This is a genomic window from Enterobacter sp. PL_is511 (assembly GCF_055816065.1).
In genome coordinates this window covers 20803-43287 of record NZ_JBVPGP010000023.1, presented here as the reverse complement: position 1 = coordinate 43287, position 22485 = coordinate 20803, and the positions used below count along the sequence as shown (strand labels likewise).

The 22485-nt window shown below is 56.5% G+C and carries 18 protein-coding genes; 6 read left to right on the top strand and 12 right to left on the bottom strand.

The window, feature by feature from the left end:
- Positions 1-31 precede the first annotated feature (31 nt).
- The 4 genes from AC0TN7_RS12380 to aaeX form a co-directional block, all read right to left on the bottom strand.
- A complete protein-coding gene (locus tag AC0TN7_RS12380) occupies positions 32-1486 on the bottom strand; it encodes an NAD-dependent succinate-semialdehyde dehydrogenase (protein ID WP_473702183.1) in 1455 nt (484 codons plus the stop codon).
- Between the two features lie 89 nt (positions 1487-1575).
- On the bottom strand, positions 1576-3543 hold the full coding sequence (aaeB, locus tag AC0TN7_RS12375) for a p-hydroxybenzoic acid efflux pump subunit AaeB (RefSeq protein WP_473702182.1): 1968 nt from the start codon (positions 3541-3543) through the stop codon (positions 1576-1578).
- A 5-nt stretch (positions 3544-3548) separates the two neighbouring features.
- Positions 3549-4481: a p-hydroxybenzoic acid efflux pump subunit AaeA gene (gene aaeA / locus AC0TN7_RS12370; protein ID WP_032650427.1), complete on the bottom strand. Its 933-nt coding sequence runs from the start codon at positions 4479-4481 to the stop codon at positions 3549-3551.
- Between the two features lie 7 nt (positions 4482-4488).
- Positions 4489-4692 carry a p-hydroxybenzoic acid efflux pump operon protein AaeX gene (gene aaeX / locus AC0TN7_RS12365; protein WP_003860416.1) on the bottom strand — a complete coding sequence of 68 codons (204 nt, stop codon included), beginning with the start codon at positions 4690-4692 and terminating at the stop codon, positions 4489-4491.
- 179 nt (positions 4693-4871) lie between these two features.
- Here aaeX and aaeR point away from each other — a divergent pair, with 179 nt between their 5' ends.
- Both aaeR and AC0TN7_RS12355 read left to right on the top strand, forming a co-directional pair.
- A complete protein-coding gene (gene aaeR, locus AC0TN7_RS12360) occupies positions 4872-5798 on the top strand; it encodes an HTH-type transcriptional activator AaeR (protein WP_023309395.1) in 927 nt (308 codons plus the stop codon).
- A 219-nt stretch (positions 5799-6017) separates the two neighbouring features.
- Positions 6018-6632, top strand: coding sequence for a YagU family protein (locus AC0TN7_RS12355; protein ID WP_024906328.1), 615 nt, complete (start codon positions 6018-6020; stop codon positions 6630-6632).
- Positions 6633-6678: 46 nt separating this feature from the next.
- Here AC0TN7_RS12355 and tldD read toward each other — a convergent pair whose 3' ends face one another.
- From tldD to csrD, 8 genes are all read right to left on the bottom strand, one after another.
- On the bottom strand, positions 6679-8124 hold the full coding sequence (tldD, locus tag AC0TN7_RS12350; RefSeq protein ID WP_417927718.1) for a metalloprotease TldD: 1446 nt from the start codon (positions 8122-8124) through the stop codon (positions 6679-6681).
- A gap of 84 nt (positions 8125-8208) precedes the next feature.
- Positions 8209-12012 carry an AsmA2 domain-containing protein YhdP gene (gene yhdP, locus AC0TN7_RS12345; protein ID WP_473702181.1) on the bottom strand — a complete coding sequence of 1268 codons (3804 nt, stop codon included), beginning with the start codon at positions 12010-12012 and terminating at the stop codon, positions 8209-8211.
- 41 nt (positions 12013-12053) lie between these two features.
- Positions 12054-13523: a ribonuclease G gene (rng, locus tag AC0TN7_RS12340; protein WP_010436156.1), complete on the bottom strand. Its 1470-nt coding sequence runs from the start codon at positions 13521-13523 to the stop codon at positions 12054-12056.
- A complete protein-coding gene (locus tag AC0TN7_RS12335) occupies positions 13513-14106 on the bottom strand; it encodes a Maf family protein (protein WP_024906325.1) in 594 nt (197 codons plus the stop codon). Before AC0TN7_RS12335 ends, rng begins: the two co-directional genes overlap by 11 nt.
- Before the next feature lie 9 nt (positions 14107-14115).
- On the bottom strand, positions 14116-14604 hold the full coding sequence (gene mreD, locus AC0TN7_RS12330) for a rod shape-determining protein MreD (protein ID WP_023309399.1): 489 nt from the start codon (positions 14602-14604) through the stop codon (positions 14116-14118).
- Positions 14604-15620 (bottom strand): rod shape-determining protein MreC, encoded by a 1017-nt coding sequence (gene mreC / locus AC0TN7_RS12325; RefSeq protein ID WP_032650442.1) that lies wholly within the window; start codon positions 15618-15620, stop codon positions 14604-14606. Before mreC ends, mreD begins: the two co-directional genes overlap by 1 nt.
- Before the next feature lie 62 nt (positions 15621-15682).
- The gene (gene mreB / locus AC0TN7_RS12320) at positions 15683-16726 is read right to left on the bottom strand and encodes a rod shape-determining protein MreB (protein ID WP_000913396.1); all 1044 of its coding nucleotides are present in this window, start codon (positions 16724-16726) and stop codon (positions 15683-15685) included.
- A 282-nt stretch (positions 16727-17008) separates the two neighbouring features.
- A complete protein-coding gene (csrD, locus tag AC0TN7_RS12315; RefSeq protein WP_090418905.1) occupies positions 17009-18949 on the bottom strand; it encodes an RNase E specificity factor CsrD in 1941 nt (646 codons plus the stop codon).
- A gap of 182 nt (positions 18950-19131) precedes the next feature.
- Between csrD and acuI the strand changes: the two genes are divergently transcribed.
- The 4 genes from acuI (at position 19132) to aroQ (ending at position 22472) form a co-directional block, all read left to right on the top strand.
- Positions 19132-20106, top strand: coding sequence for an acrylyl-CoA reductase (NADPH) (gene acuI / locus AC0TN7_RS12310; RefSeq protein ID WP_049123414.1), 975 nt, complete (start codon positions 19132-19134; stop codon positions 20104-20106).
- A gap of 77 nt (positions 20107-20183) precedes the next feature.
- Positions 20184-21185, top strand: coding sequence for a protein-methionine-sulfoxide reductase catalytic subunit MsrP (gene msrP / locus AC0TN7_RS12305; RefSeq protein WP_023333641.1), 1002 nt, complete (start codon positions 20184-20186; stop codon positions 21183-21185).
- Entirely contained in the window at positions 21186-21785 is a 600-nt protein-coding gene (gene msrQ, locus AC0TN7_RS12300; RefSeq protein WP_024906321.1) for a protein-methionine-sulfoxide reductase heme-binding subunit MsrQ, read from the top strand.
- 234 nt (positions 21786-22019) lie between these two features.
- On the top strand, positions 22020-22472 hold the full coding sequence (gene aroQ / locus AC0TN7_RS12295; protein WP_024906320.1) for a type II 3-dehydroquinate dehydratase: 453 nt from the start codon (positions 22020-22022) through the stop codon (positions 22470-22472).
- Positions 22473-22485: the final 13 nt, after the last annotated feature.

Below are 22485 nucleotides of genomic sequence, written 5' to 3'. Positions count from 1 at the left end.
TCCAGGCGAGCGGCAGATGCCGCCCTGTCTATTATAATCCCCCAATATGCAGGGTTTTAACTTCCAGATACTCTTCCAGCCCCAGCACGGAGCCCTCTCGTCCAAGACCTGACTCTTTTACGCCCCCAAAGGGGCCGAGCTCCGTGGAGACGGCACACTCGTTAATGCCAATCATCCCGCTCTCGATTGCCTGTGAAACGCGGAAGACCCGTGAGAGATTCTGGGTATAGAAGTAAGCCGCCAGCCCATAGGGCGTGTTGTTGGCGCGCTGGATAACTTCATCTTCCGAGGTGAAACGGAAGCACGCTGCCACCGGGCCAAACGTCTCTTCTTCTGCCAGCTTCATGCCTTCATGGCAGTCGCCCAGTACGGTTGGCATCCAGAAATTCCCACCAAGCGGATGGGGCTTACCCCCAGCCAGTACGATTGCGCCCCGGGCAACGGCATCGTCGACATGCTCACGCACCTTGTTGACCGCAGAAGGTTCAATCAGCGGCCCGACGACCACCCCTTCGTCAAGACCATTGCCCACCTTCAGCCCATTCACCGCATCGGCAAGTTTATTCACAAATTTGTCGTAGACGGTTTCCTGAATATAAAAACGGTTCACGCTGACACAGACCTGCCCGGCATTGCGGAACTTGTTGGCGATCGCCCCCTTAACCGCTGCGTCGATATCCGCATCCTCAAAAACGATATAAGGAGCATTTCCCCCCAGCTCCATCGAGACTTTCTTCATGGTTTCTGCGGCGTTACGCACCAGCGTTTTGCCGACGGAGGTTGAACCCGTAAAGGAGATTTTACGCACGTCCCGGCTTGCCATAATCGCATCGCTGATTTCATGCGTATTCCCGGCCACGGCGTTGAGCACGCCGTCGGGTACGCCGGCCTGTTTTGCCAGGGTAAGCAGCGCAAAGGCACTAAGCGGTGTGTTATTGGCCGGTTTGATCACCCCGGTACATCCTGCTGCCAGCACCGGGCCTAATTTGCGGGTGAGCATGGCCATCGGGAAGTTCCACGGCGTAATCGCCGCGACCACACCAATGGGTTCACGGGTCGCCAGAATGCGTGAGCCGGGTTTGATCGGCGGAATAATTTCACCGTTCGCGCGTTTGGCTTCTTCGGCAAACCACTGGATAAAGCTGGCGGCGTACTCGACTTCTCCCTCAGCCTCTTTCAGGGGTTTGCCCTGTTCGGTGGTCATTAACCGCCCGAGCCAGCTTTTATTCTCAATAATCAGTTCGTACCAGCGGTAGAGAATCGCCGAACGCTCTTTTGCGGTTTTGGCACGCCAGGCCGGGAAGGCTTTGGTGGCCGCTGCGATAGCGTCTTCGGTTTGTGCTTTACCCGCTTTGGCCACTTTCGCGATGACTTCCCCGGTCGCGGGGTTAAGTACATCGAACGTCGTGTCCAGCGTTTTCCAGATTCCGTTGACCAGATAACCGGTCTGAAAAAGGATGTGATCCTGAAGCGCCTGGGTCGTCATGTGTCCTCCCTTCCTGAAATGTAAGAACGTGCTGGAATAAGTATAGCCACAAAAAAACCGACGCTTTTGGCGTCGGTTTTTTACTTCAGTCAGTTATCCGTGAGGGCATTCTGGTAGCGATGCAGCATAAACACCAGCCGTCCTACCGGCTCGGTCACCTGAGGCGGTGCTTCCCAGTGCTTTAGCTTCTCCTGGTAGATATCGAGCTCTTCAAGCAGCTGCGTAAAGTAACGACGCCGTTTGTCATCGCTGCTGGCGGAAAGCACGTGATCGGCGGTACGACGCAGCTGGCGGTGCCAGGCCGACAGATCGTCGTTGATCGGCACCGGCGCGTTACGCAGACGCTGGTGCGCGATGATCATGGTTAACGCCAGGCGGAACTTCGCGATATCGCCCGGGAACTTGTTCAGCAGTAAAAACAGCTGCTGGTAGAGCGCGGGCAGGTGGTTCTCTTTACGGCGCGCGGTATTGGTTGTCATCGACGACACGGCAGCCGACACGAACTGGTTCAGCAGCACGCGGCCCGTTCTTGCCTGCGAGTTATCCCGAACCAGAAGTATCACCATCATGGCCAGGAAACAGCCCACCAGCTGACCTAACGCGCTGTCGAGGAACTGGCTGAAATGGAAGGTCATCGGGTTATCGAGCACGATGATGTTAATCGTGCTCGCCAGCGCCCCCAGCGATCCCAGGCGCCGCTTTTGTACTTCAATGCCGATAAAGAACGCCATTACCGCCAGACTAATACAGAGCAGCAGCATGCTCTGCTGGGTAGACGGGATGATGACCAGAAAATAGAGCGCGCCTATCGGCAGGGCGGCAATGGTGCCGTAGAGGAAATCAATGGCAACCATTCGCGGGTTAGGCAGACGCATCGCCAGTGCGGTCACGACGGCAATCATCACCATCGCGCCGCTGCCGGACGTCCAGCCCGTCCACAGCCAGAACAGCGTGCCGAGCATACAGGCCAGCGTGGTACGCCAGAAGTTGACCATGGCGTGATGGCGCTCGGCGGATTCCGCCTTGATCACCACTTCGCCCTGCAGCACCTCTTCTTCCGCCGCGCTGATTTTGGTGTTCCCGATCACGCCGCGCTTCAGCAGCAGATAGCGCGTCGCGGCACCGACCCAGGTGTAGATCGTCACCGGCGTGTCGCGCTCCCCTGTCCAGGCTATGACACGGCGCATGCGCTTAAGCTGCTTGTGCACGTCCTGCACGGTTTCCACCGGCTCGGCAAACAGTTCGCGGAACGTATCGGTGACCGCTTCCGGCCGGGTGTTCTGAATCAAATAGGTTTCACATGCCTGGGTAATCAGCGTCAGAGAGACGGTGTTGAGGGCTTTCAGGCGACGATTCGCGCGAGCCCAGCGCGAGGACTCCATATTAAGGTTGCTGCGCATCCCTTCCAGCGCCTGCGTACGACGTACCAGTCCGCTCCAGGCTCTATCCACCTCTTCGCTGTCGCCGTGCTTAATGCAGAGCTGCATCAGTTGGTACTGGGCAACCAACAGCGCGTCAAGCTCAAGGTCGACTTCCTGCTTGATGGAGCGCGGGGAGAACAGCAGGTCAGCGACGATTGCACTGACAATGCCAATCACAATCTCGCTGCAGCGCTCAACCGCAAACTGCGGGGCGAGCAGAGGTTCAGACTGAATGGTGATGACAATAATCAGCGCGGTATAGCCCGCCAGCCCCCAGGCGTAAGAGTTTTCCACTTTCACCAGAGACGAAATCCAGGTGCAGAAACCCGCCCAGATGCAGCAGACCATCAGCATCAGCAACGGGGTGCGGATCATCAGAATAATAATGGTCAGCGCCGCGAAGCAGCCGATAAACGTCCCGATAATACGCAGCATCCCGCGATAGCGGATCGCGCCAGAATAGGGCTCCCCGCCCGCGGCGAAGGCAGGACCCGCCGCGACAATGGCGGCCGTTAACACCGCCCAGCGAGGAGTTTCAAGCTGGAAGTGGAAGCCGACAAACAGCGCCAGCACGATGGCGCACGCCAGCTTCACGGCGAAGCGAATGTGCTGGCTGGCGATGGAAAAGATACCCATGGCGATTAACCAAACTCGCGCAGGCGGTGGGCAATTTTACGGAAGAACGAGTCCTGGCTGGCATCCCGGTCTTTTTCACCGGTAATCACCACCGTCGCCGTGGTACCCGCAGGCCACAGGTTGCCCTGCTGTTCATCCAGGTGGATGCGCACAGGCACGCGCTGGGCCAGACGCACCCACTCGAGGTTGGAATCTACCGTCGCCATCCCTTTGGCATCGTTAGAGCTGCTGGAGTTAGTCACCCCTGCGGCAACGCTGTCGACGGTGCCTTTAAAGACGCGATTGCTGCCCAGCGGCGTGATTTCTGCCCGGTAGCCCGGACGTACGCCTTCCAGCTTGGTCTCTTCCATATAGGCGAGTACGTAGAAGGAGTTCTGTTTCACCAGCGCCACGGCGGTTGAGCCGCGGGTAATGAATTCCCCGGCGTAGACGTTAAGGTTGGTCACCCAGCCATCAGACGGTGCGCGGATCACGGTACGCTCCAGATCGAGCTTCGCCAGATCGCGCGTTGCCTGCGCTTTCGCCAGCTGGTGCAGCACGGTTTGCAGCACGTTGTTGGACTGGTCAATCTCTTCACGGGACATTGCCTGAACGCCAAGCTGGTTACGGCGGCCAGCCTCGCGGCGTTTCTCCGCAGCCAGCGCCTGGTAATAGGCCACGTCCGCTTCCGCCTCTTCCAGCGCTTTCTGGTAACGAGGCTGGTCGATGGTGAACAGGACCTGATCTTTCTTCACCAGCTGGTTGTCGTGGACGTTGACCGCCGTGATAAGACCGGCCACGTCAGGGGCGATGGCCACCACATCGGCGCTGAAGCGTGCATCACGCGTCCACGGTGATTCGGTGTAATAGACCCAGGCGCGGAAAATAGCGATGAAGGCGAGGATAACCAGCGCCGTAGTGATGGCAGTGCGGGAGATTTTTCTTGTTAGCGTTTTCACATCAACCTCAGACAAACATGCGCGATATCAGATAGAACAGGCAGCAATACAGCGCGGTATTGAACAATGCAGGGTGCCAGACGAAATCGTAGATCCCGGTAGGGACCAGCACCTTGCGCACCAGCCAGAAGATCGCCAGTGATAAAAGAAGCTCGAAAAATATCGGTGGGAACGACAGACCGAACACCACGATAACGGGAAACAGACTCATGTTGACCTTGATTAGAGAGAGTGCAGGCTTCAGAATTTTTTAGCGCACGCCATCGCAGGAGAGCAAGAAACGCCGGGCGAGAATGGCGCAGCCGTTATGTAATAAATAATATATTAACGTAACTGTTATGCTGTTATCTATAATATGTGATCTAAATCACTTTTAAGCCAGAGTGAACAATGGAACGTTTAAAACGCATGTCGGTCTTCGCCAAAGTGGTTGAACTGGGCTCGTTTACCGCCGCTGCCCGCCAGCTTCAGATGAGCGTCTCATCCATCAGCCAGACGGTGTCCAAACTGGAAGATGAGCTTCAGGTCAAGCTGCTCAACCGCAGCACCCGCAGCATTGGGCTGACGGAAGCGGGTAAAATTTACTATCAGGGCTGTCGCCGCATGCTGCTTGAAGTGCAGGATGTTCACGAACAGCTTTATGCCTTCAACAACACCCCCATCGGCACGCTGCGCATCGGGTGTTCTTCAACTATGGCACAAAATGTTCTCGCTGCCATGACCGCGGATATGCTGAAAGAGTACCCCGGGCTTACCGTCAATCTGGTGACGGGTATCCCGGCGCCGGATCTGATTGCCGACGGGCTGGACGTGGTGATCCGCGTCGGCGCGCTGCAGGATTCCAGCCTGTTCTCGCGTCGGCTGGGCAGCATGCCGATGGTGGTCTGTGCATCGAAGAGCTATCTGGCGCAGTACGGTGTGCCGGAAAAACCCGCCGACCTCACCAACCACTCGTGGCTGGAGTACAGCGTGCGGCCCGACAATGAATTTGAGCTGATTGCCCCGGAAGGGATCTCCACCCGACTGCTACCGGAAGGGCGTTTTGTCACCAACGATCCGATGACCATTTCGCGCTGGCTGGTGGCCGGCGCCGGGATCGCCTACGTGCCGCTGATGTGGGTGATCAACGAGATCAACAGCGGCGTGCTGGAGATCCTCTTCCCACGCTACCAGTCCGATCCGCGCCCGGTGTACGCCCTGTATACCGAAAAAGACAAACTCCCGCTCAAGGTACAGGTGTGTATTAACTATCTGACCGAGTATTTTGTGGACGTGGCGGAGCTGTTTCAGGGGATGCGGGGAAGAAGGAAGGAATAATCGATTTATCCCTGAAAGTATATGAGCGATGAATATTTCCAGGATAAACCCCCTCTGCAATCTGGAATATTCCTTCGCCACTATCAGGAATAGCTAATTGACACTGCCGCCGCCCGCCCTTTACTTTATAAACAGTCTGCTGTTCAGACTGTTATTAATTTGTTGCTTATATGAATAATAAAATGTATTCCGCAGGATGACATTAAACAAGGAAAAGAAATGAATCTATTTGAACAAACACCGCCTTCACGCAGGCGCTATGGGCTCGCCGCATTCGTCGGTTTAATTGCAGGGATTGTCTCCGCGTTTGTCAAATGGGGAGCCGAAGTACCGCTTCCGCCACGCAGCCCCACCGATCTATTTACCGGCGCATGCGGGCCTGAGCAATTAATAAGAGCCGCAAGCCAGATTGACTGTTCACGTAATTTTTTAAACCCTCCCTATGTATTTTTACGTGACTGGCTGGGTGTTGTTGATCCTAACGCAGCGGTTTATACATTTGCCGGACATATATTTAACTGGGTCGGCGTGACGCATATTATTTTCTCAATCGTCTTCGCTGTCGGGTATTGTGTCGTTGCTGAAGTCTTCCCGAAAATTAAACTCTGGCAGGGTTTGCTGGCGGGTGCGTTAGCTCAGCTCTTTGTGCATATGATCTCCTTCCCGCTGATGGGGCTGACGCCACCGCTGTTTGAGCTGCCGTGGTATGAACACGTGTCAGAGATCGTGGGCCATCTGGTCTGGTTCTGGTCGATCGAGATCATTCGTCGTGATTTGCGTAACCGCATCACGCACGAGCCGGATCCGGAGATACCGCTGGGTCACTTACGCTAAAAGAAAGGCGCTACTGATGTAGCGCCTTTTTTATGAAGGAGTCAGGTCAGGCTGTACCGCCCACCGTCAGGTTGTCCACTTTCAGCGTTGGCTGGCCCACGCCAACCGGCAGGCTCTGGCCCTCTTTACCGCAGACGCCCACGCCATTATCCAGCTTCAGATCGTTACCAACCATCGAGATCTGCTGCATGGCTTCAATACCGGAGCCAATCAGCGTTGCACCTTTCACCGCTTTGGTTACTTTGCCCTTCTCGATCAGGTACGCTTCTGAAGTAGAGAAGACAAACTTACCGGAGGTGATGTCCACCTGGCCGCCGCCAAAGTTTGGCGCAAAGATACCGTAATCAACGGATTCGATAATCTCCTGCGGCGTGGATTTGCCCGGCAGCATGTAAGTGTTGGTCATGCGCGGCATCGGCAGATGCGCGTAAGATTCACGGCGTCCGTTGCCCGTCGGCGCAGCACCCATCAGGCGCGCGTTGAGTTTGTCCTGCATGTAGCCTTTCAGCACGCCGTTTTCGATCAGCACATTGTACTGGCCTGGCGTACCTTCATCGTCAATAGCCACCGAGCCACGGCGATCGCGCATGGTGCCGTCATCCACCACGGTGCACAGCTCCGAGGAGACAAGTTGCCCGATCTGTCCACTGAACACGGACGTCCCGCGACGGTTAAAGTCGCCTTCCAGGCCGTGGCCTACCGCCTCATGCAACAATACGCCCGGCCAGCCGGCACCCAGCACCACCGGGAATGAGCCCGCCGGCGCCGCGACGGCATTCAGATTCACCAGCGCCATGCGGACGGCTTCTTTTGCCCACGCGTCAGCGCGCGCTTCACCGTCAACGTCGCCCAGGAACCAGTCATAGCCGAAACGACCGCCGCCGCCGCTTGAGCCGCGCTCGCGTTTGCCGTCCTCATCGACCTGCACGCTGATGGAGAGACGCACCAGCGGGCGAACATCTGCCGCCAGGGTGCCGTCCGTTGCCGCCACCAGAATCAGTTCATACACACCGCTCAGGCTGGCTGAAACTTCCTGCACGCGTTTGTCCGCCGCGCGGGCGACTTTGTCCACGCGACGCAGGATATCCAGCTTCTCTTCACGGCTCATGCTCTGCAGCGGATCGATGCTGGTATAGAGCGCAGAGTGCTGCACTTCTCCGAGGGTTTTCACGCGACCATCGCCGGTATCACGCACAATGGTACGCGCGGCCTGCGCGCTCTGCTCAAGTGCGGTGAGGCTAATCTGATCGGCATAGGCAAAACCGGTTTTCTCGCCGCTGACGGCACGGACGCCGACGCCCTGGTCGATGTTGTAGGAGCCATCTTTGATGATGCTGTCTTCTAAAACCCAGGATTCGTGATAGCTCGACTGGAAATAAAGGTCGCCGTAGTCGAGACGGCGTTCGGTCAGTTGACCAAGAATGGAGAACAGGTCCTGATGGCTCAGGCCGTTCGCTGCGAGCAAATGTTCACTTACCAGGTTCAGACTCATCGTATTGCTACTCGTTCGTTGCCGCCCGTGGCGGTATAAAGATCGTATTTATTGAGAGTGAGGCAATTACCTGCCCACGTCAAATCATTGCTGTGCATCTTTGCGCGGCTGGCGCAGCACCTCGTTAATCTGCGGTTTATCTACCGGACCGGTAATGCGGTAGCGCAGAATGGAGACCTTGCTCCAGAGTGGCCCCAGCACTTTACTGGCGGCAAACACCGCCGCACCAACAATCGGGTTCACCACGAAAGCTGCCGCCACACCCACGCTCGCGGAAATTTCCGGTGCCACGACGGCTTCCATATCCAGTTCGCGACGCACGAGGTTAACGGAGCCTTTCATGGCGATATCCGCTTCAAGGCCATCCACCAGCGTGTCGTCCGTGTGCAGAACGCCGTCCTTGATCCACGCCGTACTGCGGATGGAATCGTAGTAGAAACCTTCGTTGAAGGTATCACTGAAATCGAAGCGCAGCTTGCGCAGCAGCGCGTCAAAACTCAGCAGGCGCAGAATCTGTCCGGCACGCCCCGTGCTTACGTCGGCAATTTCACCTTTGCCGAAGTGGGTTTTCAGAATGCCGTTAAGCGAGGCCTCATCCGGCTTCCACGGGGCGTCGCGCCAGTGAAGATCGTAATCAACGTCAAATGACGAGCCGCGCAGCGGCGTGCTGATACCAAAGAAACTGGCTGCCGCATCCAGTTTGTTGCCTTTAATGTCGCCCTTCAGGGACGTCCGCTGCTCGCCCGGGTTATTCACCCATTCCCCTGTGGCCGTCATGCGGCCAAATCCGGTATCAACCAGACCGCCGGAGAGCGTAAGCGTGTTTGCCTGAATAGTGAAATCACCGTCGATACGGCCATATTTCTGCCCCCACAGCCAGCACTCCGCACAGCGCAGCTGGAGATCGGGCCAGCCGCTAAAATCGACGCGGGAGGTATGACTCAGCGGCGACGTCTCTGCCGGGTTATCTTTCCCGCTCGCAGCGCTTGCCGGGTTGTAGTAGAGGTAGCGGATCGCCGCCTGCCACGGCGCGTGATTGCGCATGGTCAGCGTACCGTTGATCTCTCTGCCCTGGGCCTCCACCTTCGTGCCGTTAGCGCCAGGCTGCGAGACAATGCTCAGGTTGTTCCACTGCTGTCCGCCCAGCATCAGCGACGGCGTGCGTACGGTAATGGTTTGTGGGAACTGGGCGGTTTCATCAACGTTTTGCCCAACGCCTTTCTGGAACAGCGCCAGCCACTCAGCACCGTCCATCGGCGGGAGATTCAGCTCAATGCCCGTCTGCTCCGGCAGCGGCGGCGTGGAGCGGCTATCCGTTGTCCAAATGGCTTTATCGAGAGTGAGCTTGCGGTTAAGCAGCCAGCGGCTGTTGAAGTGGTTTGTCCCACCCGCGCTGCCGGTCAGCGCGAAGCTGTTCAGGTTGCCATCGACGTTCAGCTTTACCGGCAGCGGCTGTCCGGCCTGTTTATCCAGCGGCGCAGGCAGCTGGCTCTGAAGGTTTTTCAGATCGCCCGTGATGTCGACCTTATACTGGGCACCCGCGTGATAAGGCAGGTCGATTGCCACTTTACCCTGCCAGGCAACCGCCCCCTCCACTGATGCCTCAATGGGCTTCGGCAGGACGTCCATACGTGATGGTTGCCAGTTACCGTCCAGATTGACGGCTACCTGATAGGCCTTTTCACCCTCGGTCGTCGTGAAGTCAATATTAACGGGCTGATTAAACCAGCTGGCCGTAAGCGGCTCGCTCTTCAGGTTACCGTTCTCAAAGCTGAACTGCCCGCTGAGATTTTTCAGCGTGCTCTCAAGGGGTTTGATGAACAGGCTGTTGTTCTTCAGACGGACGTCGCCTTTGGCGGTGGTCATCTTGCCGTCCAGCGGGATATCAAGATGTAAGCGAGCATTCACATCGCCATCAAGCTGCAGCTGTTGAAGCGTCGCGGCCAGCGACTCTTTCAGCGGCGTCTCCTCAAAGTACGGTCCGACCGCCTTGCCGGGACCGTTGATGTCGGCATCAATCAGCAGCTTCTCTTTTGAGTAGTCCGGAATGTTGGCCGTCAGGTTACTGGCCGTCACGCCGCCCAGCGCCACGCTGTCGGACTTCATCCACAGGCCGTCATTGAGGAAATTAAGTTCTATATCCAGGTTTTTCAGCGCGGGCCAGCCCGGCTGGAACGCGAAGGTGGCGTTATGCAGCGGCACCAGCACCTGGAACTGACCTTCATTATGTTTATACGGGAAAAGATGCGGATTTCCGCCGTAGACCAGCGTGGCATTGTCCGCCTGACCGCCCTGAATCGCCCCGCTGAGATAGTCTACCAGCGCTTTTCCCATCAGGTTTTCCGGGAAGTAGCGCCAGGCCTGAGAGCCATCATCGGTGCTGATCCCGGCGAGAATACCCAGCCACGGCTCATCCCCTTCAGGCTGCAGATAGCGGAAATCGCCGCGCGCGTGCACCGCTTTGGCTTTCACATCGATATGGCGGCCATCAAGCTGGAAACCCTTGTCGTTACGGAGCCAGTTAAGCACCGCGCTGCCCTGTTTGATTTCCAGCGGCGCGCGGAAGACCGTCTCGTAAGGCATTTTGGCGTCGTGCATATCAACCGTCAGCCTGCCGTTTTCCACGCTACCTTCTAGCTTGCCGCTAAAGTGCTCTGCACCCGGCAGCAGCTTCCACTGCTTCCAGGCAAGATCTTTCCACGTTGCCTGGAAGCGGGTTTTTTCCGTCGCCTGGAGCGGGATATCCAGCGCCAGAGCGTCTATCTTCCCGCTCGGCTGCGTTGCCAGCCAGATCTCGCCGAGATCGGGAGAGAGCTTTGCCGCCATCGAGCGCAGCCCTTCAATGGCGGCCAAATCCAGGTTGCTGGCACGGATGCGCAGCTCGTCGCTGCGTTTACTGGCCGTACCACCAACGTCCAGCTCCGGCATCCAGGCCAGCGTCAGCGCACCGCGCGGCCACGGCTTGCCGTCCATGGTGATGCGCGTATCCGGAATGGCAAACTGCCAGCCCTCTTTCTCCTGCGTCACGTGTGCGGTGAGGTTATCGACGGAAAGCTGATGCTGTTGTTTTTCGCCTTTCCAGCTCGCGCCCCCCTGCTTGAGCCAGATATCACCGCTGGCAAATTCGCCTTTCGTCAGGGTCAGCCAGCCTTCAAGACTGAAGCGGGCCGTTTCCAGCTGCATATTTTGCTGGAGCCAGTCGCCCAGCCACGGCTTGACGTCCACATCATCGGCCTGCAGCCAGACTTTGCCGTTATTTAACAGGCCGTCATCGTCGCGCAGATCCATGCGCACCTGCATCACGCCGTGCTGGCCGTTCAGGCTTGAGAGATTGACCTGCCCCTCGGCGCGGTGCCGATCCTTACCGTTGAGCCAGGTCAGCTGCGGGATCGCCAGCTCGGCGCGCTGGCCGGAAAGAGTAATAAAGCTCACTTCGCTGTCGCGCAGATCGAAATGATCGAACTGGCGGAGGAAAAGATCGCTGAAGCGGTTGGCTTCAAGCCCCTGACCGCTATCGCTACCGGACAGCGGCGTATTGGTCAGGAACTGGAGCTGATAAAAGGTGAGATCGCGAAACTGCCAGCGCAGATGCAGCAGGCTTTGCCAGACGTCCAGCGCCAGGGTCACGCGTTTGATTTTCAGGTAGCCGCCATCTTTCAGGCGGGCGTTGATATCCCGGACATCGAGCGTCGGGCCAAAATTTTGCCAGTTAGCGCTGACCTGACTGACGTTCACCGGCACGCCGGTGGTGGATTCGATTTTCGCCAGCAGCTGCGGACGCCAGCTGTCCAGATGCGGCAATACGAGGCGTAGCCCGCTCACGAGCAACGCGACAATCACGACCAGCGTTGCCCCTGTAAGCAATAAAATCCCCGGCAATCGCCTCACGCATCTCTCCTTGTCAGCATTCGTCACGCAGCGTACTGCGTTTACATCATTACGACGTCAAACTGCTCCTGGTTATAGAGCGGTTCAATTTGTACTTTTACCTGTTTGCCGACAAAGATTTCCACTTCCGCCAGCGCGTGTGACTCTTCGCCTTTCAGCGCTTCAGCCACCGCAGGGGAAGCATAGACCAGAAAACGGTCGGAGTCGTAGGCATGATGCACACGCACAATTTCACGCATAATTTCGTAGCAGACGGTCTCAACCGTCTTTACCGTTCCGCGTCCATGGCAGGTCGGGCATTCATTACACAGCACATGCTCCACGCTCTCGCGGGTACGCTTACGCGTCATTTCCACCAGCCCCAGCTGTGAGAAGCCGTTGATGCTGGTTTTCACGCGATCTTTACTCAACGCCTGCTCAAGCGAGTGCAGCACGCGGCGACGATGGTCTTCATTACTCATATCGATGAAGTCGATGATGATAATGCCGCCCAGATTGCGCAGACGAAGCTGGCGCGCAATCGCCTGCGTGGCTTCGATGTTGGTGTTGAAGATGGTGTCATCGAGATTGCGATGGCCGACAAACGCGCCGGTGTTAATATCGACGGTGGTCATCGCTTCGGTCTGATCGATGATCAGATAGCCGCCTGACTTCAGTTCAACCTTACGCTCCAGCGCACGCTGGATCTCGTTTTCGACATCATAGAGATCGAAGATCGGCTGACGCCCTGAATAATGCTCCAGCAGGCCAGGCATCTCGGGGATATATTCGGCGGTAAATTCCAGCAGCGCTTCATAGGTCAGGCGCGAGTCCACGCGAATGCGGTCGAGCTGCGCATCAGCAAAGTCACGCAGAACGCGTTGTGCAAGCGCCAGTTCACCGTAGAGCTGGTAGCGGGTCTGGTTGCGTTTTTTACGCTCCATCACTTTGGTCCAGACGCGCTTCAGGTAAGCCGCATCCGACGCCAGGTCTTCCTCGCTGATCCCCTCTGCGGCGGTACGGATGATAAACCCGCCCTGCTCATCGCAGTAGGCACTCACCACTTTCTTCAGACGCTCGCGCTCGGTTTCGCTCTCAATACGCTGCGAAACGCCCACGTGCGACGCGCCGGGCATAAAGACCAGATAGCGGGAAGGTAAGGTGATGTCGGTGGTCAGACGGGCGCCTTTGGTACCGAGGGGATCTTTCACCACCTGCACCATCAGATCCTGTCCCTGACGCACCAGTTCGGAAATGTCGCGCACGGCAAACTGCTTTTGCTCTTCGCCCGCGACGCACTCGGTGTGCGGCATGATATCGGAGGCATGTAAAAATGCCGCCTTATCCAGTCCAATATCTACAAAAGCCGCCTGCATACCCGGTAGTACACGACTGACACGACCTTTGTAGATATTGCCTACTATTCCGCGCCGCGCTTCACGCTCAATATGAATTTCCTGAAGAATGCCACCATCAATATAGGCCACACGGGTTTCCGATGGCGTTACGTTTACCAACAATTCAGCCGTCATAATTATCCCTTCCCTCACGCAGTGAGTTAAAATTGCTCAGCAACTCATACGTTTCCACCAGCGGTAAGCCGACTACGGCGTGATAGCTGCCATGAATCTTCCTGACAAAACAGCCACCCAGCCCCTGAATACCGTATGCACCTGCCTTATCCATTGGTTCACCGCTGGCAATATAAGCGGCGATGTCGTCGTCGGTAAGCACTCTGAACGTCACTTCTGTCACCACCAGGCAATCCAGCACGTGCTGGCTGTCAGCCAACGCGACGGCCGTCATCACCTGATGCGTATGTCCGGACAGTTTGCGCAGCATGCGCGCCGCATGATCGGCGTCGCGCGGTTTCTCAAGCACTTCACCGTTCAGAATAACGATGGTATCTGCTCCCAGCACGGGGAGATCGCATGGCACACTGGCCACGCCCGCCTGCGCTTTCTCACGCGCCAGGCGAGACACGTACTGCTGGGCGCTTTCGCCCTCAGCACGTCTTTCTTCAATGCCGGTCACGATGCGTTCAAAAGAGACCCCTAGCTGCGTCAGGAGTTCCTGACGGCGCGGGGAGCCGGAAGCGAGATACAAAGACGTCATAGAAACCTTTTATTGCACAGCAAACTGCTGGCGAACCTTACGCATCAGCAGGAATAACCATGGCCAGAGCACACCGTTTACTACACTACTCCAGAACACTTCCGGTCGGAAAGAGACGTTGATCACTAAAAACTCTGCCCAGAAAACAACGATATCCGCAGCGAGCGACAATAGCATCACCACCAGGGCCTGTTGCCAGAGCGCAAGGTTACGGAAGAGCTGGAATTTGAGTGCGACGAGGTACGCAATAATGCTCATGGACAAGGCGCGCACGCCAAGCGTAGAGCCGCTAATGAGATCCAGTATGGCACCCATCACGAAACCTGTGCCGACATTTACGCGATGCGGCAGGGCAAGGATCCAGTAGAGCAAAATGAGCAATACCCAGTTTGGCCGGAAAACGAGAATGTCATCCGGCCAGGGCATCACTTGCAGCAACAGTGCAATGAGAAACGAGAGCCAGATGACCCAGCGTCCCTGGCTACGATAGCTTGCCACTACTGCCCTCCCGAAGAGAGTTTAGGCGGTGGCGGCGCATCCGGCAGCGGCTGCGTTAACCCGGTTGCCGGCGCCGGGACTGGCGCAGGTGGCCCCATGGAATCCGCAGGCGGGAGAACCTGCGGCATCATCTGCATCAGGCGCTCATTTGCCACGCGATGCACCTCTTCAGGCGTCATCGGGTTAGCACCGTTACGATCGGCGCCCCACAGCAGCAGCAGATAGCGCAGACGCTGCAAACCGGCGGTTGGACGCGCCTGAATCACGGTATAGGCACGCTGCGTATCCAGCTTCACCGAAGAGACCACCGCAACCGGATAGCCCTCAGGGAAGCGTCCGCCCAGACCGGAGGTCACCAGGACGTCACCCACGCGGATATCCGTGTTAGCTGGCAGGTGTTCCAGCTGCAGGTCGTCCGTACAGCCATTACCGGCCGCAATCACGCGGATGTCGTTACGCAGGACCTGGATCGGCAGCGCATGCGTGGCATCGCAAATCAGCAGCACGCGGCTGGTCAGTTTGGCCACGGCAACCACCTGGCCCACGACGCCTTTATCACTGATAACAGGCTGACCTTCATACACCCCGTTCACGCTCCCTTTGTCGATCACAACCTGATCGCTGTAGGGGTCGTTCACGGTGGAGATCACCTGCGTGACCATTTTCTGCTCATCCTGACGCAGCGGCGAGCCGAGCAGTTCACGCAGACGCGCATTTTCCTGCTTGTATTGCCCCAGCATCAGCAGTTCACTGTTTTTCAGCAACAGTTCCTGACGTAATGCCCGGTTTTCGAGTTCGAGTTGGTCACGTGAAGACAGCGTTTGAGAAACGGAGTCGAGCAATTCACGGGGACCATTGGATATAAAGTAGAAAGGACTGACGGCGGTATCCATGTACGTTCGGATCTGGCTGAACGTACCGAGGCGGCTATCGGCAATAATGACCCCAAGCGCAACCAGAACCGCCAGAATGAGGCGAAACTGTAGCGATGGGCCACGGCTAAAAATTGGCTTCATAGGCTATGCGTATTCTCGCGTCAGAGAGAAAGGGTAGCAAATTGCTACCCTCTCAAACTCGACTACTCTTCGCTGAACAAATCGCCGCCGTGCATGTCGATCATTTCCAGCGCCTTGCCACCACCACGGGCGACGCAAGTCAGTGGATCTTCTGCAACTACGACAGGAATACCTGTCTCTTCCATTAACAGGCGGTCGAGGTTACGCAGCAGCGCACCACCACCGGTCAGAACCATACCGCGCTCGGAGATATCGGACGCCAGCTCTGGTGGGCACTGTTCCAGCGCGACCATTACCGCGCTCACGATACCCGTCAGTGGTTCCTGCAGTGCTTCCAGAATTTCGTTGGAGTTCAGGGTGAAACCGCGTGGCACACCTTCAGCCAGGTTACGGCCACGCACTTCGATCTCACGCACTTCATCGCCCGGATACGCAGAGCCGATTTCGTGTTTGATACGCTCTGCGGTGGCTTCACCGATCAGAGAGCCGTAGTTACGGCGTACATAATTAATGATGGCTTCGTCGAAGCGGTCACCACCGATACGTACGGAAGAGGAGTACACCACGCCGTTCAGAGAGATAACGGCCACTTCAGTGGTACCACCACCGATATCCACCACCATGGAACCGGTCGCTTCAGACACAGGCAGACCAGCACCGATGGCCGCCGCCATTGGCTCTTCAATCAGGAACACTTCACGCGCACCTGCGCCCTGGGCAGATTCACGAATTGCGCGACGCTCTACCTGGGTTGCACCAACCGGCACACACACCAGAACACGCGGGCTTGGGCGCATGAAGCTGTTGCTGTGAACCTGCTTGATGAAGTGCTGAAGCATTTTTTCAGTCACGAAGAAGTCGGCGATAACGCCGTCTTTCATTGGGCGAATGGCGGCGATGTTGCCAGGGGTACGACCCAGCATCTGCTTCGCGTCATGACCCACTGCGGCCACGCTTTTCGGCGAGCCTGCACGATCCTGACGAATGGCCACAACAGAAGGCTCATTCAATACGATGCCTTGTCCTTTTACATAAATAAGGGTATTCGCGGTACCCAGGTCAATGGACAGGTCATTGGAAAACATGCCACGAAATTTTTTCAACATACTAAGGGATAATCCTGAAAGCTGGGGCGGAAAACAAAATCCGCTTACTTTACCAACCACACGCAGCAGCGACAAGGCGCAAAAATCATCTGCAACGGTGAAAATTTGTGCAGTACGTTTCCTGATGTTACAAAATCATCCCCTGACTCCCTCAGGGCTGAATAAACAGTAGCGTTCCCCACTGACGTTTGTAACCCGTTAAAGGTCGTTCACTGGCTTTTTGCTCGACATACTCAAAGCTACAGGCGCGATATTCTACGTGAAAACAGCGTAAACGGCAGGTCAAACAGAGTATCTTTGCAAATATTTTTTCACGTTGGTGTCAAGCGGTTGAGAGGCAGCAAAAAAATCCCCCTGACCACCCATCACACCGCGCTCTGTTAACATCTGCCATTCACCTCTGGAGCGCACGCCCGTGGCAAATACTTGTGTTCGCGTTCCCTTGCATGCTTCTACCAGACTCTGTACCAGCAGCTGGTTTTCCGTACGCTTCTCAATATTCCTTACCAGCCCCGGATGTAGCTTTAATAATTCTACATCCAGCTCCTTGATCCAGTTGGTACTGACCAGCGTTAAGCCTGCCTGCGTCACCGCTACACGCGCACCGAGCGCATTGATCAAACGAACCACCGGACGTAACCGGCTGATGTGTTGACCTACGTCGGCCTCAGCAAGTTCAAAAATAATGTGTTTGCGTTGCGATTTTTCGCATTGCATTAATGTATCACGCAGCCAGCGCTGAAAACGTGGGCGTATTAATGACTCAACGGTAACCTGTAATGCCAGACTTTCTTCAGGCCAAAAAGATAAAAACGGAATCAATCGGGTAATTTGCTGGCGGTCATACTCTTCGGACAGGCCAAATTGCAGGACCATCGGCAGATATTCCGCCGAGATAACCTCTTCCGTACCGTCAAAAATACGACACATCAGCTCGCGGTGATGAACGTTGCCGTTTTTCATGACCGCGGGTTTTTGATAAATACGTGGTCCACCGCGGCTAAGCATTTGCTCAATCAAAGTACGCCAGCGCACGTTGCCACGCCCTTTTTCCGGCAGCGAGTCGTCATAAACCGCCCATCCGTTCGCCCCCTGCAACACGGCGTTGCGGGTGGCCGCTTCCGCATGTTCCATCACCTGTTCTGTGGATTGTCCGCCACGCCAGGCGCAGATCCCCATGTGGACCATATCGTCCCTGTCGAGCATTTTGCTCTGCGGCAGCGCATCCACCGCTTTCAGCAGCTGGCTGGCGATGCTTTCTGATTCCTTCAGCGTGCGGTGCGGCAACAATACGGCAAAGTCGCTGCGGTGATAGCGGGCCAGCAGCGCGCCCGGGTAGCGCATAATAAAGGTGGAGAGCAGGTTGATCAGCGTAAAGAGATTTTCTTCCGCAGCCCGCTGTCCCCAGGTATCGCGCAGGAGATCGAAATCGGGCAGGCGAATCATCATCACCACCCCGTGTGTCCCCACTTTTTCTGAATCGTCGAGCAGCGTCGCGAGTTGATTATCAAAGAAAAGACGGTTGTTAAGGCCAGTTTTATTATCCTGGGCGGCATAAGAGCGAATCAGCGTATCCATTCGGCTGCGCTGGTCGCTGGCAAACTGGATTTCCGAGAGCAGCGTATCCAGCGCGCTGCTGGCGCGTGACGGCCACTCATGGACCGAGCCACGCACCTGCGGACCGCGTTCACCGTTAAGGATCCGCACGGAGCGCATCTCCAGCAGCTCCTGGCCGGAGAGCTGTCGGCGCAGCCAGCGGACCGCGAGAAAGATCAGCAGGACGATAAACGCAACGGCGACGGTGAGCGGTGCGGTGGTCATCATTGAACGAAAATAGCTCGCCATCGGATCGAGGTAGACCATGTGTATGGTCATCCCCGGATTTTTCAGGGAATGCACCGTCACTTCCCGATACTGGCTCACCACGCCCGCGGGGCGATAGCTTCCCGGCCGTTCGTGGCTTAAAACACGATGCTTTCCCTGCAGAATGTCGATCTGAACGATATCAACAGGTACCATCAACTCATCGAGCTCACGGGAGAGCGCCGGTAGCGGCGTCGTCAGCAGACGCGCATCAATCACCGATGCAACAGACTGTACCCGGTTAACCAGCTTGTCCTGAATGGCGGTGTAAAAGCTCAGGGAGCAGCCCATAAGCGTGACAAAAATGGTAAGCCCCGTCAGCAAGGTGATAAAAGCCGAGAACTTCGTCGTTAATCGCATCCTTGAGATTACTCCGTGGGTTGATGGGGTAGCGAGTAAGCGCTAACTTGCATTCCAAATGCGGCATACTATCAAATCGGGTGTATCTGGCAATTTATTGCGTTAAATCGGCATTGCGTTTCCCTGAGCGAGTATAGTCTTCAGAAATTATTTTCCAATCATCTGAGTCGAGAGGACCCCGTATGCAGGCTTTGATCTTAGAACAGCAGGACGGCAAAACGCTTGCCTCAGTGCAGGCGGTTGAAGAGAGTCGCCTGCCGGAAGGCGAAGTAACCGTCGACATTGACTGGTCCAGTTTAAATTATAAAGATGCGCTGGCGATTACCGGTAAGGGTAAAATCATCCGAAATTTCCCTATGGTGCCGGGGATTGATTTCGCGGGCCGGGTTCATACCAGCGAGGATCCGCGCTTCCACCCGGGCCAGCAGGTGCTGCTCACCGGCTGGGGCGTAGGTGAAAATCACTGGGGCGGGCTGGCAACGCAGGCGCGCGTGAAGGGCGACTGGCTGGTGCCAATGCCGAAAGGCATGGATGGCCGCAAGGCGATGATCGTCGGTACGGCAGGCTTTACCGCCATGCTGTGTGTGATGGCGCTGGAAGAGGCGGGCATCCGCCCTGAGTCGGGTGAAATTGTCGTCACCGGTGCCAGCGGCGGCGTGGGCAGCACGGCTGTCACGCTGCTGCACAAGCTGGGCTATCAGGTCGCGGCGGTGTCGGGCCGCGAAAGCACCCACGATTACCTGCGCCAGCTCGGGGCCAGCCGCATTCTCAGCCGTGACGAATTCGCCGAAACCCGTCCACTGGAAAAACAGGTCTGGGCAGGCGCGGTGGATACCGTCGGTGATAAAGTGCTGGCAAAAGTCCTGGCGCAGATGAACTACGGCGGCTGCGTGGCAGCCTGCGGACTGGCGGGCGGATTTGCCCTGCCCACCACCGTGATGCCATTTATTTTGCGTAACGTCCGCCTGCAGGGTGTGGATTCCGTGATGACCCCAGCGGCTCGCCGTACGCAGGCATGGGAACGTCTGGTACGCGATCTGCCGGAATCCTTCTACACCCGGAGCGCAACGGAGATTACGCTCAGCCAGGCACCGGACTATGCCAGTAAGATCATGGACAACCAGTTCCAAGGTCGTGCGCTGGTGAAAATCGCCTAATCTTCAAATTTTCGTGACATATTCGCGCGAATCCCTCTCCTCCGTCATGCTTAGGAAAACGCATGACGGAGGATGCCATGAAAAACCGAAAACTGACGGAAGCCGACGTAACGTCCGAGTCTGTCTTTATGTTACAGCGCCGCCAGATCCTGAAAATGCTTGGCATCAGCGCCACAGCCCTGACGCTCTCTCCGGCGGCACACGCCGACCTGCTCGACTGGTTTAAAGGCAACGATCGGCCGAAGGCCCCTTCCGGCGCCCCGCTCACCTTTACGAAACCCGCCCAATGGCAAAATAAACTGACGCTGACGCCAGAAGATAAAGTCACCGGCTACAACAACTTCTACGAATTTGGTCTCGACAAGGCCGATCCTGCCGCCAACGCCGGTAGCCTCAAAACCGATCCGTGGACGCTGAAGATTGATGGCGAAGTGGCGAAACCTCTGACGCTGGATCATCACGATCTGACCACCCGTTTCCCGCTCGAAGAGCGTATCTACCGCATGCGCTGCGTGGAGGCCTGGTCGATGGTGGTGCCGTGGGTCGGCTTCCCGCTGCATAAACTGCTGGCGATGGTTGAGCCCACCAGCAACGCAAAATATGTCGCTTTCCAGACGCGCTATGCGCCGGACGAGATGCCAGGACAAAAAGACCGGTTTATCGGCGGCGGGCTTGAGTATCCGTATGTGGAAGGGCTACGTCTCGATGAGGCGATGCACCCGCTTACCCTGCTGACCGTCGGCGTGTACGGCAAGGCGCTTCCGCCGCAGAACGGTGCCCCCATCCGTTTAACCGTACCGTGGAAATACGGTTTCAAAGGAATTAAGTCCATCGTCAGCATTAAGCTCACCCGCGAGCGTCCGCCCACCACCTGGAATCTGGCGGCTCCGAACGAATACGGTTTCTTCGCCAACGTGAACCCGCATGTGGATCACCCGCGCTGGTCGCAGGCAACCGAGCGGTTTATCGGTTCCGGCGGTGCGCTGGACGTGAAGCGTCAGCCCACGCTGCTGTTTAACGGCTATGCGGATGAAGTGGCCTCGCTGTACCGTGGCCTCAATTTACGGGAGAACTTCTGAGTGCGTTTAACGGCAAAACAGATTACCTGGCTGAAAGTGCTGCTGCACCTGGCCGGGTTACTTCCTTTTATATGGCTGTTCTGGGCCGCCAGCCAGGGGCTCTTTAGCGCAGACCCGGCCAAGGATATCCAGCATTTTACCGGTCGGATGGCTCTGAAATTTTTGCTGGCCACCTTGCTCGTTTCGCCGCTGGCGCGCTACGCTAAACAGCCACTATTGATACGCACCCGTCGGCTGTTAGGGCTATGGTGTTTTGCCTGGGCGACGCTGCACCTCACCAGCTATGCCCTGCTGGAACTGGGAATTAACAATCTGGCACTGCTTGGCCGCGAACTGGTGACACGCCCTTATCTGACGCTGGGTATTGTGAGCTGGGTGATTTTACTGGCGTTAGCGCTGACCTCCACGCAATATGCGCAGCGAAAACTGGGCAGGCGCTGGCAGCTGCTGCACAACTTCGTCTATCTTGTCGCGATCCTCGCCCCCATTCATTACCTGTGGTCGGTGAAGATCCTCTCCCCGCAGCCGGTCCTGTACGCACTGGCCGCCGTGGCGCTTTTAGCATGGCGTTACAAGAAGTTCCGCCAGTGGTTGCGATAGTTCGCGAAACTGTGCGTTTTCCCGCATATTCCCCGTCAACCGCAAATCTTTTTCGGATAGCGGTTGATAATCTTCCCTGATAAGACCAGTATTTAGCTGCTAAATGCTACGAAATCGTTATAATGTGCGACCTTGGTTCGCCTGACAGCGGTTTTAAGCCTCTGAAAAGGTGACATTTGCGTTTCGAAGGTATATTTTGTTTTTTACCCGAAAATCGCAGGAGATAGCGGCATAATGACTGATAAGTTCCATATCTTAGTTTTGAACGGACCGAACCTGAACATGCTCGGAACCCGTGAGCCAGAGAAGTACGGCACGCTGACATTGAGTGAAATTGTTAACCGTCTGGGAACGGAAGCAGCGTCACTGAATGTGGATTTGGATCATTTTCAGTCGAATGCGGAGTACGCAATCATCGACCGTATTCATCAGGCTAAAGACAATGTGGACTATATCCTGATCAATCCGGCCGCGTTTACGCACACCAGTGTTGCTATCCGCGACGCACTGCTCGCGGTGAGTATCCCGTTTATCGAGATCCACCTGAGTAACGTGCACGCCCGAGAGCCGTTCCGCCACCATTCGTATCTGTCAGATATCGCTGCTGGCGTTATCTGTGGACTGGGCGCAGACGGCTATTCATACGCTTTACAGACAGCGGTAAAACGCTTGTCACAATCACACTAAACAAGAGTACGGA